Source organism: Nonomuraea fuscirosea, from assembly GCF_035917475.1.
Taxonomy (GTDB): Bacteria; Actinomycetota; Actinomycetes; order Streptosporangiales; family Streptosporangiaceae; genus Nonomuraea; species Nonomuraea fuscirosea.
Genome location: NZ_CP109074.1, coordinates 8,122,322 through 8,135,625, shown reverse-complemented (window position 1 = coordinate 8,135,625; position 13,304 = coordinate 8,122,322). Strand labels below are relative to the sequence as shown.

Below are 13,304 nucleotides of genomic sequence, written 5' to 3'. Positions count from 1 at the left end.
GAATGAAGGAGGCCGCCGCCGTGCAGGACCACCGGGAGTCAGCCCATGAATCCACACGGACGGCGGCTTCCCCATCTCCGAACCCGCAGGGTCCACTCAGGTGGAAGCGGGTGATGCTGAAGCTGTCAGGGGAGGCGTTCGCCGGCAGCGAGCCCCTCGGCATCGATCCGGTGATCGTCGATCACCTGGCCGATTCGATCGCCGAGGCGGTCAAGGAGGGCGTGCAGGTCGCGGTCGTGGTCGGCGGTGGCAACATGTTCCGCGGCGCCACCCTGTCCCAGGGCGGCATCGACCGCGCCAGGGCCGACTACATGGGGATGCTCGGCACGGTCATCAACTGCCTGGCGCTGCAGGACTTCCTGGAGCGGCGGGGCGTGGAGACGCGCGTGCAGACCGCCATCACCATGCAGCAGGTGGCCGAGCCGTTCCTGCCACGCCGCGCGATCAGGCACCTCGAGAAGGGGCGCGTGGTCATCTTCGGTGCCGGGCTCGGCTCGCCCTACTTCTCCACCGACACCGCGGCGTCCCAGCGGGCCCTGGAGATCGGCGCGGAAGCGCTGCTCAAGGGCACGCAGGTGGACGGGATCTACGACTCCGATCCCCGCAAGAACCCCGACGCGGTCAGGTTCGACCATCTCGACTACGGCGAGGTGCTGCTGCGCGACCTCGCGGTCATGGACGCCACCGCGATCAGCCTGTGCAAGGACAACGACCTGCCGATCGTCGTCTTCGACCTCATGGGCGAAGGCAACATCCTGCGAGCGGTGCGCGGTGAGAAAATCGGCACGCTGGTTAGTCCCGCAGGCAAATGACGGAGCGAGCCCGAGACCGCCAGCTAGAAGACAGGGAGCCGCTGTGATCGACGAAACCCTCCTCGAAGCCGAGGAGAAGATGGACAAGGCCGTTTCGGTCGCGAAGGAGGACTTCGCGAGCATCCGTACGGGCCGGGTCACCCCCTCGATGTTCAACAAGATCAACGCCGAGTACTACGGCACGCCGACGCCGATCCAGCAGTTGGCGTCGTTCCACGTGCCCGAGGCGCGCATGGTCATCATCCAGCCGTACGACAAGGGCTCGATGAGCGCGATCGAGCGGGCCATCCGCGACTCCGACCTCGGCGTCAACCCCACCGACGACGGTCAGGTGATCCGGGTGACGTTCCCCGAGCTGTCCGAGGAGCGTCGCAAGGAGTACATCAAGGTCGCCAGGAACAAGGGCGAGCACGCCAAGGTGTCGGTACGCAACATCCGCCGCTCCGCCAAGGAAGTCCTCGACAAGATGATCAAGGACGGCGAGGCGGGCGAGGACGAGGTCCGGCGGGCTGAGAAGGAGCTCGACGACCTCACCCAGAAGCACGTCGCCCAGATCGACGAGCTGCTCAAGCACAAGGAAACCGAGCTGCTCGAAGTCTGAGCGGCGCGCCGCAGGGCGGACCACGTTCGCGACCGGCCGCCGCGGGGCGGACCGCGCCGGCGACGGGCCGCCGCAGGGCGGACCGTGTCGGACGGGCCGCCGCAGCGTAGCGGGTCTGCACTACGGCCCTCGCTTCGACGGCGGGGGCCGTGGGCTCTTGGAGAACTCAGTGGAAGAACGTACGGCTGGCACCAGCTCGAGCGGCGGCAGCCGTACCGGAAGAAACCTGCCCGCGGCGATCGCCGTCGGTGTGGTGCTGGGCGCGCTGGTCATCGGCACCGTCTACACCATCAAGGAGCTGTTCCTCCTGGTGGTGGCGGGGGCCGTCGGCGTGGGCGTGCTGGAGCTGGTCAAGGCCTTCGCCACCCGTGACATCAAGGTTCCGGCCGCGCCGGTGCTGGCAGGCATGGTCGCGATGCACGCGGGGGCGTACTGGGGCGGGCCGGTCTGGTTGCTGGCCACGTTCGCGCTGTCCGCGCTGGTGCTGCTCATCTGGCGGATGTTCAGCGACGGCACGGACGGTTACGTACGCGACGCGTCGGCGTCGGTGCTCACGCTCCTCTATCCCGCGATGCTGGCCGCGTTCGTGGCGCTGCTGCTGAAGGAGAGCGACGGCGACCACCGCGTGGTGATCTTCATCGCGGTGACCGTGGCGAGCGACATCGGCGGCTACATCGCGGGGGTGCTGTTCGGCAAGCACCAGCTGACGGTGATCAGCCCGAAGAAGACCTGGGAGGGGCTGGCCGGGTCGATCGTCGCGTGCACGGCGGTGGGCGCCTGGCTGGTGACCTGGCTGCTCGGCGGCGACATCTGGCAGGGGGCGCTGATCGGCGCGCTGGCGGCGGTGCTGGCGACCGTGGGCGACCTGATCGAGTCGATGATCAAGCGGGATCTCGGCATCAAGGACCTGGGGACGATCCTGCCGGGGCACGGCGGGCTGATGGATCGGCTGGATTCGCTGGTGACGACGCTGGTGCCGGTCTGGGCGTTGATGACCATCTTCTTCTGACGGCGGCGGGGGTCAGGGGTGCTGGGCTTCTGTGGCTGTGGTGGTGGGGGAGAGCCAGAGCCACCGTACGGCCTCACCGCCGAACGCGAATCCAGACATGTCAGGCATGTGGGGTGGGTTGGCCTGCATCAGAACACCCGAGTACTGCGGCCCCAGGGGGAACGTCGCAGGCTCGTGATACCACTTAGCCGTGTGCCCGTGGCCCAGCCACGTGACCGAGTGCCACGGATACTGCGACAGCCAGACCAGCAGCAGCGCCGCGTCCCGCGGATCCTCACGGGTGGCCACGGCCAGCTCGATCCTGGCGTACGCGTCCGGCTTGTCGATCCACTGCTCCACCGTCGGCATGCGCTGGCAGCTCATCCCGACCGTGGACAGCACGGTGAAGCCGCGATCGTGCGCCGGAGGGCGTTCGGTGATGCCGACGGTGGGCAGCCGGTCACCGCTGGCGTCCCAGTAGCGGCCCGCCGGCCCCAGCACCCGGTCCAGGTGCCCCATCACGAACTCCTGGAACGACGGCCACGACCCCTCGCTGTGCCGCCAGCGCCAGTAGGACCGGGCGTTGGAGATACGGGGACGCAGCCCTTCGAGCGCCTCCGACAGCGCCCACGCGAACGGCGACTCGCCCACCGCGTCGCGGGCGTAGCCCGGCATGCCCCGGTTCATGTCGGCCCAGCCCGGGATGACCGCGAGCAGATCGTCGTCCTCGTAGAGCGCCACGCCGTCGCCCTCCTCGAACCACAGCGGGCTCAGCTGCCCGAGCGGGCGGCGGCCGCCGGGGTGCAGGGTGTTGGGCCTGGGCATCAGCGGCGGCAGGCCGGCGTTGATCCGGGCCAGGTCGACGACGGCCGGGGCGGGGCGGTGGTTGGCCAGCCAGACGGCGCCGTGGACCGCACCGTCGGGTGAGCACAGGTAAGCTACCGAGGAGTCCTCGTCCCGCTCGACCACGAGCGTCCGGCTCCCGTACGGGTTGCCGGCGGCGAGCACGACCTCGGTGCCACCCTCGCCAGATGCCGACCGAAAAATCGCCATACGAGATGACTGTAGATCGGGCGGTGACCAACGCGCGAGCCATGACGTGACCAGGAATGCCACCTCCGATCCGAACGTTCATTACCCTGGTCGACAACCCCTCAAAGCAAAGGCAGTAACGTGTCCCAGCCTCCAGGCCAGCTCACCTTCGTCGCGCCGCGCCGGGCCAAGCCCGCCCGGCACCTGGCCGACCTGTCGATGGCCGACCGGCGGGCCGCGGTCACCGAGCTGGGCGAGAAGGCCTTCCGCGCCGACCAGCTCTCGCGCCACTACTTCGAGCGGCTGACCACCGACGTCGACGCGATGACCGACCTGCCCGCGGCGGCCAGGGAGAGGCTGGCCACGCTGCTGCCTGACCTGCTCACGCCGGTCAGGGAGATGACCACCGACGGGGGCACCACGCGCAAGACGCTGTGGCGGCTGTTCGACGGGGCGCTGGTCGAGTCGGTGCTCATGCGTTATCCCGACCGGGTCACGATGTGCGTGTCGTCGCAGGCCGGATGCGGCATGAACTGTCCGTTCTGCGCCACGGGGCAGGCCGGTCTGACCCGGAACATGTCCACCGCCGAGATCGTCGAGCAGGTCGTCTCCGGGGCGCGGGCGCTGGCCGCCGGCGAGGTGCCCGGCGGGCCAGGGCGGGTCAGCAACGTCGTGTTCATGGGCATGGGCGAGCCGCTGGCCAACTACAAGCAGGTGATCGGCGCGGTCCGCCGCATGGTGGAGCCCTCGCCGCACGGGCTCGGCATCTCGGCGCGCGGGGTCACCGTGTCCACGGTCGGGCTGGTGCCCGCGATCGGCAAACTCGCCGACGAGGGGCTGCCGGTCACGCTGGCGCTGTCGCTGCACGCGCCCGACGACGAGCTGCGCGACACGCTGGTGCCGATCAACACGCGGTGGAAGGTGGCCGAGGTCCTCGACGCCGCCTGGGCGTACGCGGCGCGGACCAAGCGGCGGGTCTCGATCGAGTACGCGCTCATCAAGGACGTCAACGACCAGGAATGGCGGGCCGACCTGCTCGGCAAGCTGGTCAAGAACAAGCTGGTGCACGTCAACCTGATCCCGCTCAACCCGACCCCCGGGTCGAAGTGGACGGCGTCGCGGCCGGAGGACGAGCGGGCGTTCGTGCGGCGGCTGGAGTTCCATGGGGTTCCGGTGACGGTCAGGGACACGCGCGGACGCGAGATCGACGGCGCCTGCGGACAGCTCGCCGCCGCCGAGTAACCGCCGCCGAATGAGCCCCGCCGAGTAACCGCCGCCGAATCATCGCCGCCGAATCACCACCGCCCGGATAGCCGCCGGCCGAGTGAAGATCGGCCGGCGGCCGAGGCGGAGCCGGTGCGGGTGGGTCAGGTTCTGCGGCGGAGCCACACGTATGTGCCGAGGCCGATCAGGCACCAGGCCAGCGAGATCGAGCCGAGCGCGGGCAGCCGGGCGACGAGCTCGCCGGCGTTCGCGGCCTTCATCCAGGAGATGAGCGGGACCGTGAGCCAGTAGAGCGACGTGCCGCTGATCAGCAGCATCGCCAGGAACCCGAGCAGCAGGGCCATGATCGAGAAGGCGGGCGACGGCAGGACGACCCGGCTGGTGAGGGCGCCGAGTGCGGTGCCGGTCAGGGCCGACAGCGCGTACAGCAGGAATGAGGCGGTCAGCAGGCCGGGCGACGGCGCGCCGGTGATGCCGAGCAGCAGCGCCCAGGCCATGGCCAGCGCTGAGAGGACGGCGGTCGCGGCGAACGCCGCGAGCAGCCCGGCGGCCACCTCCTTGCCCCGCCCGCCGACCTGGACGGCCGACATCTCCCGCTGACGGTCCGGCTCGGTGTCGAGCAGGCTCCTGGCGGCCCAGGCCAGGACGGGGAGGACGAGGATGGCGCCGTCTGTGAGCACGGAGGCCTCCTCGCCCCGGGGCGCCCGGTTGCCGTGCACGATCGCGAGCATGGCCACGGTGAGGAGCAGCGCCTGGTGCACCCGGTGCGAGCGGATGTAGGCGGCCAGCCGGAAGACGGCCAGGGCGATCATCGGATCTCCTCGATCTCACGGGCCGGATAACCCTGCTCGCGCAGGCCGGCCAGGAACCGGGGCAGCTCGTCGAGGGGCACGGTGACGGCCACCGTCGCCTGGCCGCGTTCCTCGGGCTCCAGGGGAGCCACCGCGCTCTCCGTGACGTGGCCGTCCAGCACGGACCAGTGACGCAGGCCGGGCAGGCCGCGCAGCCCGCCCTGGTGGTCGCTGGCGATGACGACGCCGCCGCGGGCCGCCACCTCGGTCGCGATCGCGGGCAGGGCCGAGCGGGTGTCGGCGTCCAGGCCGGCGAACGGCTCGTCCAGGATCAGCAGCCCCGGCTCGGCCATCAGCGCCTGGACCAGGCCCACCTTGTGCGCGCTGCCCTTCGACAGCTCGGGCAGCCGGGTGTCGAGCAGCCGGCCCATGTTCAGGCGTTCGGCCCAGGGCTCCCAGCGGGCGCGGCCGCGGACGCGGGACATGTGCCGCAGATAACCGGTGACCGTGAACGGCTGGTCGGTGGGGAAACGGTCGGGGGCGAAGCCGACGACCGCCGGGCGGCCGGAGACGGTGCCGCGCGTGGGCCGTGCCAGGCCCGCCAGCAGGCGGAGCAGGGTGGACTTGCCCGCTCCGTTCACGCCGGTCAGCTCGATCACGTCGCCGGGGGCGAGGTCGGCGTCGACGTCTTCGATGACGAAAGGTTCACGTCTTCGGTAACGGAAAGAGACCCGGGATAGGCGCATGATCCTGTAACGGTATAGGTCGGGTCGCAGGGCCGGGATAAAGGTCCGACAATAGAGGCGGCACCCCAGCTTCACGTCTCAAGAGGAGAGAGGCTTGAACCGCTTTCCACGCGTCATCGGCATGCGTTCAGGCTATGACCCCGTCGAGGTCGACGCCCTGATCGGGCGGATCGAGTCGACCTTGGGCCGAGGCTCGCACGCCTTGGAGCCCGTCACCGCCGACGAGGTACGCGGCGCCACGTTCCGCGCCAAGCGCGGCGGCTACCAGGAGACCGCGGTGGACTTCGCCCTGGAGGCGTTCGTGGTGGCCCTGGAGACCCAGGCCAAGCGGCCCGTACGGCTGGCCATGGCCGAGCCGACCGGCGAGATGCTCCGCGAGGAGTGGTTCGAGACGCAGGCCGCGCGCGTCGAGCGCGTGGCCTTCCGTCCCGGCCGCATGGGCACCGGCTACAACGAGGACGAGATCGACGCCTTCCTCGACCGGATCGTGGCCACGTTGCGCGGCACGACCGACTTTCCGGTGACGGCCAAGGAGGTGCGGGCGGCGAAGTTCTCGACCGTGCTGTTCAGGTCCGGCTACCTCATCGCGGACGTCGACTCCTTCCTCGCGGGCATCGCCGATGTCCTGGAGCAGCGCGCCTGAGCCGTTCAGCCTGCGGGCGCGGAGGCGTTCTCGACGGCTTCGAGCAGGCCGCGCAGGTCCGGCTGGGCGCGCTGGATGATCGTCTCGTCGTCCGGCCGCTGCCCCTGCCGGTTGATCCAGACGCGGGGCAGCCCGAGCCGGTGGGCGGGCACCATGTCGTGGAAGTAGCTCTGGGCCACGTGCACCCAGACCTCCGGCTCGTACGCGCTCCCGAACGCCTCGAAGTGCGCCGTGGCCGGCTTGTAGGCCCCCGCGTCCTCGGCCGTCACCACCGCCTCGACCGGCACCGCCAGCCGCCGCCGCGTCTCGGCGACCAGGTCACGGTCGCAGTTGGTGAGCAGCCCCAGCCGCCACCCGGCCTCGCGCAGCGCCGACAGCTCGGCCCCGACCTCGGGGAACACCGGCCAGTACGGCAGCGTCGCGGCCAGCACGGAGGCGTCGTCGGCGCCCAGTTCGACCTTCTCCTCCGCGCACGCCCTGCGCAGCGCCTCGGCCGTCAGCAGGCGGTAGCGCATCGTGGGCGACTCGCTCTGGACGTCACGCTCATGCCTGACGTACGCCTCCAGCACCTCCGCCCCCTTCCCCGGGGCGACCAGCTCGACGCCGGTGCGGATGCCGTGCCGCCAGTCGACCAGTGTTCCGAAAACGTCGAACGTTACCCATCGCATGAACCCCATCATGACGGTCATCACGGATCCTGTGCTGAGCCGCGCGGGCGTTCGGCGAGGCTACGCGGGCCGGGTGCGGTGGAGGAGGGCGACGACCACCGAGGTCACGGGGGCGGCCAGGAAGGCGCCCGTGATGCCGGCGACCACGCTGCCCACCGCGATCGCCACCAGGATGACCGCGCCGGGCAGGTCGAGGGCCTTGCCGTAGATCTGCGGCGCCAGCACGTGCCCCTCGATCTGCTGCACCGCCACGGTCACGGCCACCACGATCAGCGCCACGAACACGCCCTTGGCCACGAGCGCCACCACGGCGGCCAGCAGCCCGGCCAGGAACGCCCCCACCACCGGCAGGAACGCGCCGATGAACGTCAGCACCGCCAGCGGCAGCGCGAGTGGGACCCCGAGGATCCACAGCGCGATCCCGATGAAGAACCCGTCGACCGCCCCCACGACGGCGATGCCGCGGATGTAGCGGCCGATCACCGAGTAGATCAGGCGGCCGGTCTCGGCCAGGCGCGGCCTGGCGGCGGCGGGGGCGAGCTGGAGCAGCCAGTGGAAGAGCCGGTCGCCGCCGTGCACGAAGTAGATGGACAGGATCACCGCCAGCACGGCCCCGACGACGATCTCGCCCGCCGTCTTGACCCCGGCCAGTGCGCCGCCGGCGACCTGGCGGCCCTGCCCGGCCAGGTAGTCGCGGGCCTGGCCGAGCAGTTGCCGGTCGTCGAGACCGAACCTGAGGGCCAGGTCGTGCAGGCCGTCGAGCACTGTGCCGAGGCTGGCGCCCAGCTCGGACAGGCTGTCGATGGTGGGCGGCCCCAGCAGCGCGCCGAGGCCCCCGGCCAGCAACAGCCCGCAGGCGAAGACGATCGTGGTGGCGAGGGCCGCGCCCAGGCCGCGCGAGCGGAGCCAGCGGGCGGGCGGGCGGAGCAGGGCGGTGAGAAAGACGCCGATGACGATCGACAGGGCCACCGTCCGCACCTGATGGAGGCAGAAGAGGACCACCGCGATGACCGCGATCCAACCGAGCAGCCGCCACGGCCTCATCCCCTGCCCCCCATCGTGCCTGGTCAGAGGAGTTCCCCCAGGTCAGCGGGGGCAACCCTGCTCAGCCGGGCGGGGCCAGGTGCGGACGCTGGGAGCGCTTGCTGGCCTCGTACGTCTCCCGCGCCGCGTAGGTGGCGCTGGTCGTCCCCACCTGCGCCACGGGCACGTCCCACCACGCCTCGGAGGAGGGCACGTCGTCGGCCATCCGGTCTGTGCGTACGTAGACGACCGTGGTCTCCGAGGCCGAACGTGCGTCGTCGAGCGCCTTGCGCAGGTCGGCGACCGTCTCGGGACGCAGCACGGTGGCGCCGAGACTGGCCGCGTTGGCCGCCAGGTCCACCGGCAGCGGGCCGCCGTCGTGCCGCTGGTAGGCGGTGCCGAGCCGCTCGGCGCCCACGCTCTCCGACAGGCGCCCGATGGAGGCGAAGCCGGAGTTGTCGACCAGGACGACGACGAGCTTGACGCCCTCGGAGACGGCGGTGACGAGCTCCTGGGCCATCATCAGGTAGGAGCCGTCGCCGACCAGCACGAACACCTCGCGCTCAGGGCGGGCCATCTTCACGCCGAGGCCGCCGGCGATCTCGTAGCCCATGCAGGAGTAGCCGTACTCGACGTGGTAGGAGCCGGGGCCGCTGGGCCGCCAGAGTTTGTGCAGGTCGCCCGGCATCGAGCCGGCCGCGCACACCACCACGCCGTCGTCGCCCGCCGCAGCGTTGACCGCGCCGATCACGGCGGACTGCGGGATGGGCGTGCCCTCCACCGCGTACGCCCGGTCAACGGCGGTGTCCCAGGCCCGGGTCAGCTCGGCGGCCCGCTCCCGGTAGGCGGCCGGCGTGCCCCAGCCCGCGCACGCCTCGGTCAGGTCGGCCAGCCCTTCGCGGGCGTCGGCGACCAGTTGCAGGCCCGACAGCTTGGCGGCGTCGAAGCCGGTGATGTTGAGGTTCACGAACCGGGCGGAGGGGGCGAAGATCGTCCGGGAGGCGGTGGTGAAGTCGCTGTAGCGGGTGCCGACCCCGATGATCACGTCGGCCTGGCGGGCCAGCGCGTTGGCGGCCGTGGTGCCCGTCGCGCCGATGGCGCCCAGCGCGAGCGGATGACCGTGCGGCAGCGCGCCCTTGCCGGCCTGGGTCTCGGCCACGGGGACGCCGTGCGCCTCGGCGAAGGCACGCAGCGCGTCGGTGGCCTCGCCGTAGATCACGCCGCCGCCGGCCACGATCAGCGGCCGCTCGGCCGCTCTGATCAGCTCGGCGGCCCGCGCCAGAGCCGCGCGTTCCGGGCGCGGCCTGGGGATGTGCCAGACGCGGTCGGCGAACAGCTCGTCCGGCCAGTCGAACGCCTCCGCCTGCACGTCCTGCGGCAGCGCCAGCGTCACCGCGCCGGTCTCGGCCGGGTCGGTGAGCACCCGCATGGCGGCCAGCAGCGCGGACGGCAGCTGCTCGGGGCGGTTGATCCGGTCCCAGAAGCGGGAGACCGGCTTGAAGCAGTCGTTGACCGAGATGTCATAGGAGCGCTGGTCCTCCAGCTCCTGCAGCACCGGGCTGGCGACGCGGGTGGAGAAGATGTCGCCGGGCAGCAGCAGCACGGGCAGGCGGTTGATGGTCGCCCCGGCCGCGCCGGTGATCATGTTGGTGGCGCCGGGGCCGATGGAGGTGGTGCAGGCCAGGGTGGTCAGCCGGTTGCCGGCGCGGGCGTACGCGGCGGCGGTGTGCACCATCGCCTGCTCGTTGCGGCTGAGGTGGTAGGGCAGGTCCTCGGCAGAGGTGGCCAGCGCCTGGCCGAGGCCGGCCACGTTGCCGTGGCCGAAGATGCCGACGCAGCCGCCGAAGAACCTGCGCTCGACGCCGTCGCGTTCGCTCCACTGGTGGGCCAGGAAGCGAACGACGGCCTGCGCGACGGTCAGCCGGATCACGATGTCCTCCCGAAGGGCAGCCTGGGGTCGATGGGCTGGGCCTCCCAGGACGAGCGGATCCAGGCGTGGCGGGGATCGTCGCAGAACGCCATCGAACGCTGCTCCCCTGGGCCCGCCAGGACGTTGAGGTAGTAGAGGTCGTAGCCGGGGGCGGCCATGGAGGGGCCGTGGTAGCCGTAGGGGACGAGCACCACGTCGCCGGAGGAGACCTCGGCGAGGGTGTCGATCTGGCCTCCCTCGGAGGAGTAGACGCGCTGGTAGCCGATGCCCTGGTCGCCGACCTCGAAGTAGTAGATCTCCTCCAGCACGGCCTCGCCCGGGTTGGGGGTGTCGTGTTTGTGCGGCGGATAGGAGGACCAGTTGCCGTCGGGGGTGAGCACCTCCACGGCCATGAGCTTGTCGCAGTCGAAGGCGTCGGGGCTGCAGAAGTTGTTGACCTGGCGGCTGGCCCGGCCCGCGCCCCTGATCTCGACGGAGACCTCGGCGGCGGCGACGTAGCGCGGGGGCAGCGCCCGGGTGGCGCGGGCGGAGGGGAACGCGATGCGTCCCGCGCCCGACACGGTGACTTCCGTAGAAATAGGGATATAGGCGAAATCGGAGGGGCCTTCGAAGACCGAGGCGCGGCCCGTCAGCACGAACGTGTCATCGGGCAGGGTGACCGTGCACGAGCCGGCCAGCGGCAGGACGAGCATCTCCTCCTCGCCGGTGTCGAACGTGACCGGAGCCTCGCTCAGATCCGCGACCCGCAGGCCCGAGTAGGTCCAGCCCGCCAGCGACGGGGTGATCCGCACCGACCAGGGACCGTCGGCGGTCTTGCCGTAGGGCAGATAGGTCATGCTCCAGCCTCTCGCACCAGGGCCGCGGCGCCGTCCACCGCGGTCGCCACGTCGTCGTCCGGGGGGTAGAGCAGGGCGCGCCCCACCACGAGGCCGCGGACGCCGGGCAGGCCCAGCGCCCGGTGCCAGTCGGCGTAGGCGGCGTCGATGTCGGGCGGGTCGCCGCCGAGGAGCAGCGCGGGCAGCGTGGTCGCGGCCATCACCCGCTCCATCTCGGCCACGGCGGGGATCTTCAGCCAGGTGTAGGCGGAGGTGACGCCGAGGGCCTGGGCGATGCTGATGGAGCGGATCACGGCGTCGGGCGACAGGTCGTTGCGGACGACGCCGGACTCCGAGCGCAGCGACCAGAACGGCTCCACCATGGCCACCAGCCGCCTGCGGGCCAGGCCGGTGACCGCCTGGGCGCACGACTCCAGGGTGGCCACGGTGGCGTGGTCGGAGGGGTCGATGCGGCACAACATCTTGCCGCCGTCGAGCCGCATGGCGTCGATCGAGTCGGCGTCGAAGCCGGTGAACCGGTCGTCCATCTCGAACACCGAGCCCTGCAGGCCGCCCCTGTTCATGGAGCCGAAGGCCAGCTTGCCCTCCAGCGCGCCGAGCAGCAGCAGGTCCTCCAGGACGTCGGGGGAGGCCAGGATGCCGTCCACCCCCGGCCTGGACAGCGCCACCCGCAGCCGGTCGAGCAGGTCGACGCGGCTGGCCATGGCCAGCGGCCGGTCGCGTACGCCGAGTGAGCCCCTGGCCGGATGGTCGGCGGCGATGATCAGCAGCCGCTCGCCCTCGGCCGGCAGGCCGCGCCGCTCGCGGCGGGCCGCGGCCGCGGCGATCTCCTCCGGCCGGGTGGCGCGGATGTGGGTGAGCCGCGCGTAATCGGTCGCCCGCGCGTCGGTCACGGACAGTGTCGTGTCGCTCAAGATCCGGCCCCGTTCAGCAGATCCTCCACCTCGGCGGTCGTCGGCATGGCGTCGGCGCAGGCCAGGCGGGCCGCGACGAACGCGCCGGCCGCGTTGGCGAAGCGCAGGGTGCGCTCCAGCGGCCAGCCGCGCAGCAGCCCGAGGCAGATGGCTCCGCCGAACGCGTCTCCCGCGCCGATCCCGTTGACCACCTTCACCTCCATGGGCTCCACCAGTGCGCTCTCCTCAGAGGTACGCGCGAAAACCCCTTCGGGGCCCATTTTCACGATCGCGACGCGTACGCCGGCGTCCAGCAGCGCCTGCGCGGCCGCCTCCGGATCGCGTACGCCGACCGCGACCTCGACCTCCTCCAGGTTGCCCACCGCCACGTTCACCTGCGGCAGGGCCCGGCGCGCGGCCTCGTGGGCGGCCTCGCGCGACTCCCACAGCGTGGCCCGGTAGTCGAGGTCGAACACCGTCCATCCGGACGTGCGCGCCGACAGCGCGGCGGCGTGGGCGGCGGCGCTCGGCTCCTGGCTCAGCCCGGTCAGCGAGAACCAGAACAGCTCGGTCGCGCGGATCGCGTCGAGGTCGAGCAGGTCGGGGGAGATCTGCAGGTCGGGCGGATGCTCGCCGCGATAGAAGTAGATGGGGAAGTGGTCGGGCGGGAAGATCTCGCAGAACGTCACGGGCGTCGGACGGCCTTCGACGGTGTGCACGAAGGCGTCGTCCACGCCGAAGCCGCGGATGGCCCGGCGCACGTAGTCTCCGAACGGATCCGCTCCGACTCCGGTGATCACCGCCGGTCTGAGCCCGTGGCGGGCGGCGGCGACGGCGACGTTGGTGGGACTGCCGCCGAGGAACTTCCCGAAGGTCTCGACGTCGGCGAGGCCGACGCCGGTCTGGAGCGGATAGACGTCGACGCCGCTGCGCCCGAACGTGATCAGGTCGTACAACGCACCTCCAGGGGGCCCGAGCTTTGCGTGGCTACTATGGCATATTGTCATGACATTCGGATGTCCGCTATGTTGCCAGATGTCCTCAGCCTGGGGGCCCTATGGCAAGGTCTTTACGTCATATATATGTCATGACATATTGGACCTTCTGGCTTCCTCCC

General features: G+C 71.2%; 14 protein-coding genes. 5 read left to right on the top strand and 9 right to left on the bottom strand.

What is annotated here, in order from left to right:
- The first annotated feature begins 113 nt into the window (after window positions 1–113).
- The 3 genes from pyrH to OIE67_RS36890 all read left to right on the top strand — a co-directional run bounded on the left by pyrH (window position 114) and on the right by OIE67_RS36890 (window position 2,422).
- Window positions 114–812 carry a UMP kinase gene (pyrH, locus tag OIE67_RS36900; RefSeq protein ID WP_219912434.1) on the top strand — a complete coding sequence of 233 codons (699 nt, stop codon included), beginning with the start codon at window positions 114–116 and terminating at the stop codon, window positions 810–812.
- Window positions 813–855: 43 nt separating this feature from the next.
- Complete coding sequence (gene frr / locus OIE67_RS36895; RefSeq protein WP_106251995.1) at window positions 856–1,413, top strand: ribosome recycling factor; 558 nt, start codon at window positions 856–858, stop codon at window positions 1,411–1,413.
- 169 nt (window positions 1,414–1,582) lie between these two features.
- Window positions 1,583–2,422: a phosphatidate cytidylyltransferase gene (locus OIE67_RS36890; RefSeq protein WP_181308687.1), complete on the top strand. Its 840-nt coding sequence runs from the start codon at window positions 1,583–1,585 to the stop codon at window positions 2,420–2,422.
- A 12-nt stretch (window positions 2,423–2,434) separates the two neighbouring features.
- On the opposite strand, the gene OIE67_RS36885 is transcribed toward OIE67_RS36890, so the two are convergent.
- The gene (locus tag OIE67_RS36885) at window positions 2,435–3,454 is read right to left on the bottom strand and encodes a suppressor of fused domain protein (RefSeq protein ID WP_106251996.1); all 1,020 of its coding nucleotides are present in this window, start codon (window positions 3,452–3,454) and stop codon (window positions 2,435–2,437) included.
- Window positions 3,455–3,574: 120 nt separating this feature from the next.
- Between OIE67_RS36885 and rlmN the strand changes: the two genes are divergently transcribed.
- A complete protein-coding gene (rlmN, locus tag OIE67_RS36880) occupies window positions 3,575–4,675 on the top strand; it encodes a 23S rRNA (adenine(2503)-C(2))-methyltransferase RlmN (RefSeq protein WP_326629216.1) in 1,101 nt (366 codons plus the stop codon).
- Between the two features lie 125 nt (window positions 4,676–4,800).
- Here rlmN and OIE67_RS36875 read toward each other — a convergent pair whose 3' ends face one another.
- Window positions 4,801–5,469: a hypothetical protein gene (locus tag OIE67_RS36875; protein WP_326629214.1), complete on the bottom strand. Its 669-nt coding sequence runs from the start codon at window positions 5,467–5,469 to the stop codon at window positions 4,801–4,803.
- On the bottom strand, window positions 5,466–6,194 hold the full coding sequence (locus OIE67_RS36870) for an ATP-binding cassette domain-containing protein (protein WP_326629212.1): 729 nt from the start codon (window positions 6,192–6,194) through the stop codon (window positions 5,466–5,468). The genes OIE67_RS36875 and OIE67_RS36870 overlap by 4 nt, the downstream gene beginning before the upstream one ends.
- Window positions 6,195–6,288: 94 nt before the next feature.
- On the opposite strand from OIE67_RS36870, the gene OIE67_RS36865 reads away from it, so the two are divergent.
- Window positions 6,289–6,837, top strand: coding sequence for a DivIVA domain-containing protein (locus OIE67_RS36865; RefSeq protein ID WP_106252002.1), 549 nt, complete (start codon window positions 6,289–6,291; stop codon window positions 6,835–6,837).
- A gap of 5 nt (window positions 6,838–6,842) precedes the next feature.
- Here the strand turns inward: OIE67_RS36865 and OIE67_RS36860 are convergent, their stop codons facing one another.
- From OIE67_RS36860 to iolC, 6 genes are all read right to left on the bottom strand, one after another.
- Complete coding sequence (locus OIE67_RS36860; protein ID WP_326629209.1) at window positions 6,843–7,505, bottom strand: HAD family hydrolase; 663 nt, start codon at window positions 7,503–7,505, stop codon at window positions 6,843–6,845.
- 60 nt (window positions 7,506–7,565) lie between these two features.
- Window positions 7,566–8,549 (bottom strand): AI-2E family transporter, encoded by a 984-nt coding sequence (locus tag OIE67_RS36855; RefSeq protein WP_326629207.1) that lies wholly within the window; start codon window positions 8,547–8,549, stop codon window positions 7,566–7,568.
- Window positions 8,550–8,610: 61 nt separating this feature from the next.
- The gene (iolD, locus tag OIE67_RS36850; RefSeq protein ID WP_326645577.1) at window positions 8,611–10,455 is read right to left on the bottom strand and encodes a 3D-(3,5/4)-trihydroxycyclohexane-1,2-dione acylhydrolase (decyclizing); all 1,845 of its coding nucleotides are present in this window, start codon (window positions 10,453–10,455) and stop codon (window positions 8,611–8,613) included.
- Complete coding sequence (gene iolB, locus OIE67_RS36845; RefSeq protein ID WP_326629205.1) at window positions 10,455–11,294, bottom strand: 5-deoxy-glucuronate isomerase; 840 nt, start codon at window positions 11,292–11,294, stop codon at window positions 10,455–10,457. Before iolB ends, iolD begins: the two co-directional genes overlap by 1 nt.
- On the bottom strand, window positions 11,291–12,208 hold the full coding sequence (locus OIE67_RS36840; RefSeq protein WP_393271769.1) for a Cgl0159 family (beta/alpha)8-fold protein: 918 nt from the start codon (window positions 12,206–12,208) through the stop codon (window positions 11,291–11,293). Before OIE67_RS36840 ends, iolB begins: the two co-directional genes overlap by 4 nt.
- Window positions 12,205–13,143, bottom strand: a complete 939-nt coding sequence (iolC, locus tag OIE67_RS36835; RefSeq protein WP_326629203.1) for a 5-dehydro-2-deoxygluconokinase — start codon at window positions 13,141–13,143, stop codon at window positions 12,205–12,207. Before iolC ends, OIE67_RS36840 begins: the two co-directional genes overlap by 4 nt.
- Between the last annotated feature and the right edge of the window lie 161 nt (window positions 13,144–13,304).

Excerpts from the sequence above, each read along its gene's own strand:
- pyrH (WP_219912434.1), top strand. The coding sequence starts at position 114 with ATGCTGAAGCTGTCAGGGGAGGCGTTCGCCGGCAGCGAGCCCCTCGGC.
- OIE67_RS36885 (WP_106251996.1), bottom strand. The coding sequence starts at position 3,454 with ATGGCGATTTTTCGGTCGGCATCTGGCGAGGGTGGCACCGAGGTCGTG.
- OIE67_RS36875 (WP_326629214.1), bottom strand. The coding sequence starts at position 5,469 with ATGATCGCCCTGGCCGTCTTCCGGCTGGCCGCCTACATCCGCTCGCAC.
- OIE67_RS36870 (WP_326629212.1), bottom strand. The coding sequence starts at position 6,194 with ATGCGCCTATCCCGGGTCTCTTTCCGTTACCGAAGACGTGAACCTTTC.
- OIE67_RS36860 (WP_326629209.1), bottom strand. The coding sequence starts at position 7,505 with ATGCGATGGGTAACGTTCGACGTTTTCGGAACACTGGTCGACTGGCGG.
- OIE67_RS36855 (WP_326629207.1), bottom strand. The coding sequence starts at position 8,549 with ATGAGGCCGTGGCGGCTGCTCGGTTGGATCGCGGTCATCGCGGTGGTC.
- iolB (WP_326629205.1), bottom strand. The coding sequence starts at position 11,294 with ATGACCTATCTGCCCTACGGCAAGACCGCCGACGGTCCCTGGTCGGTG.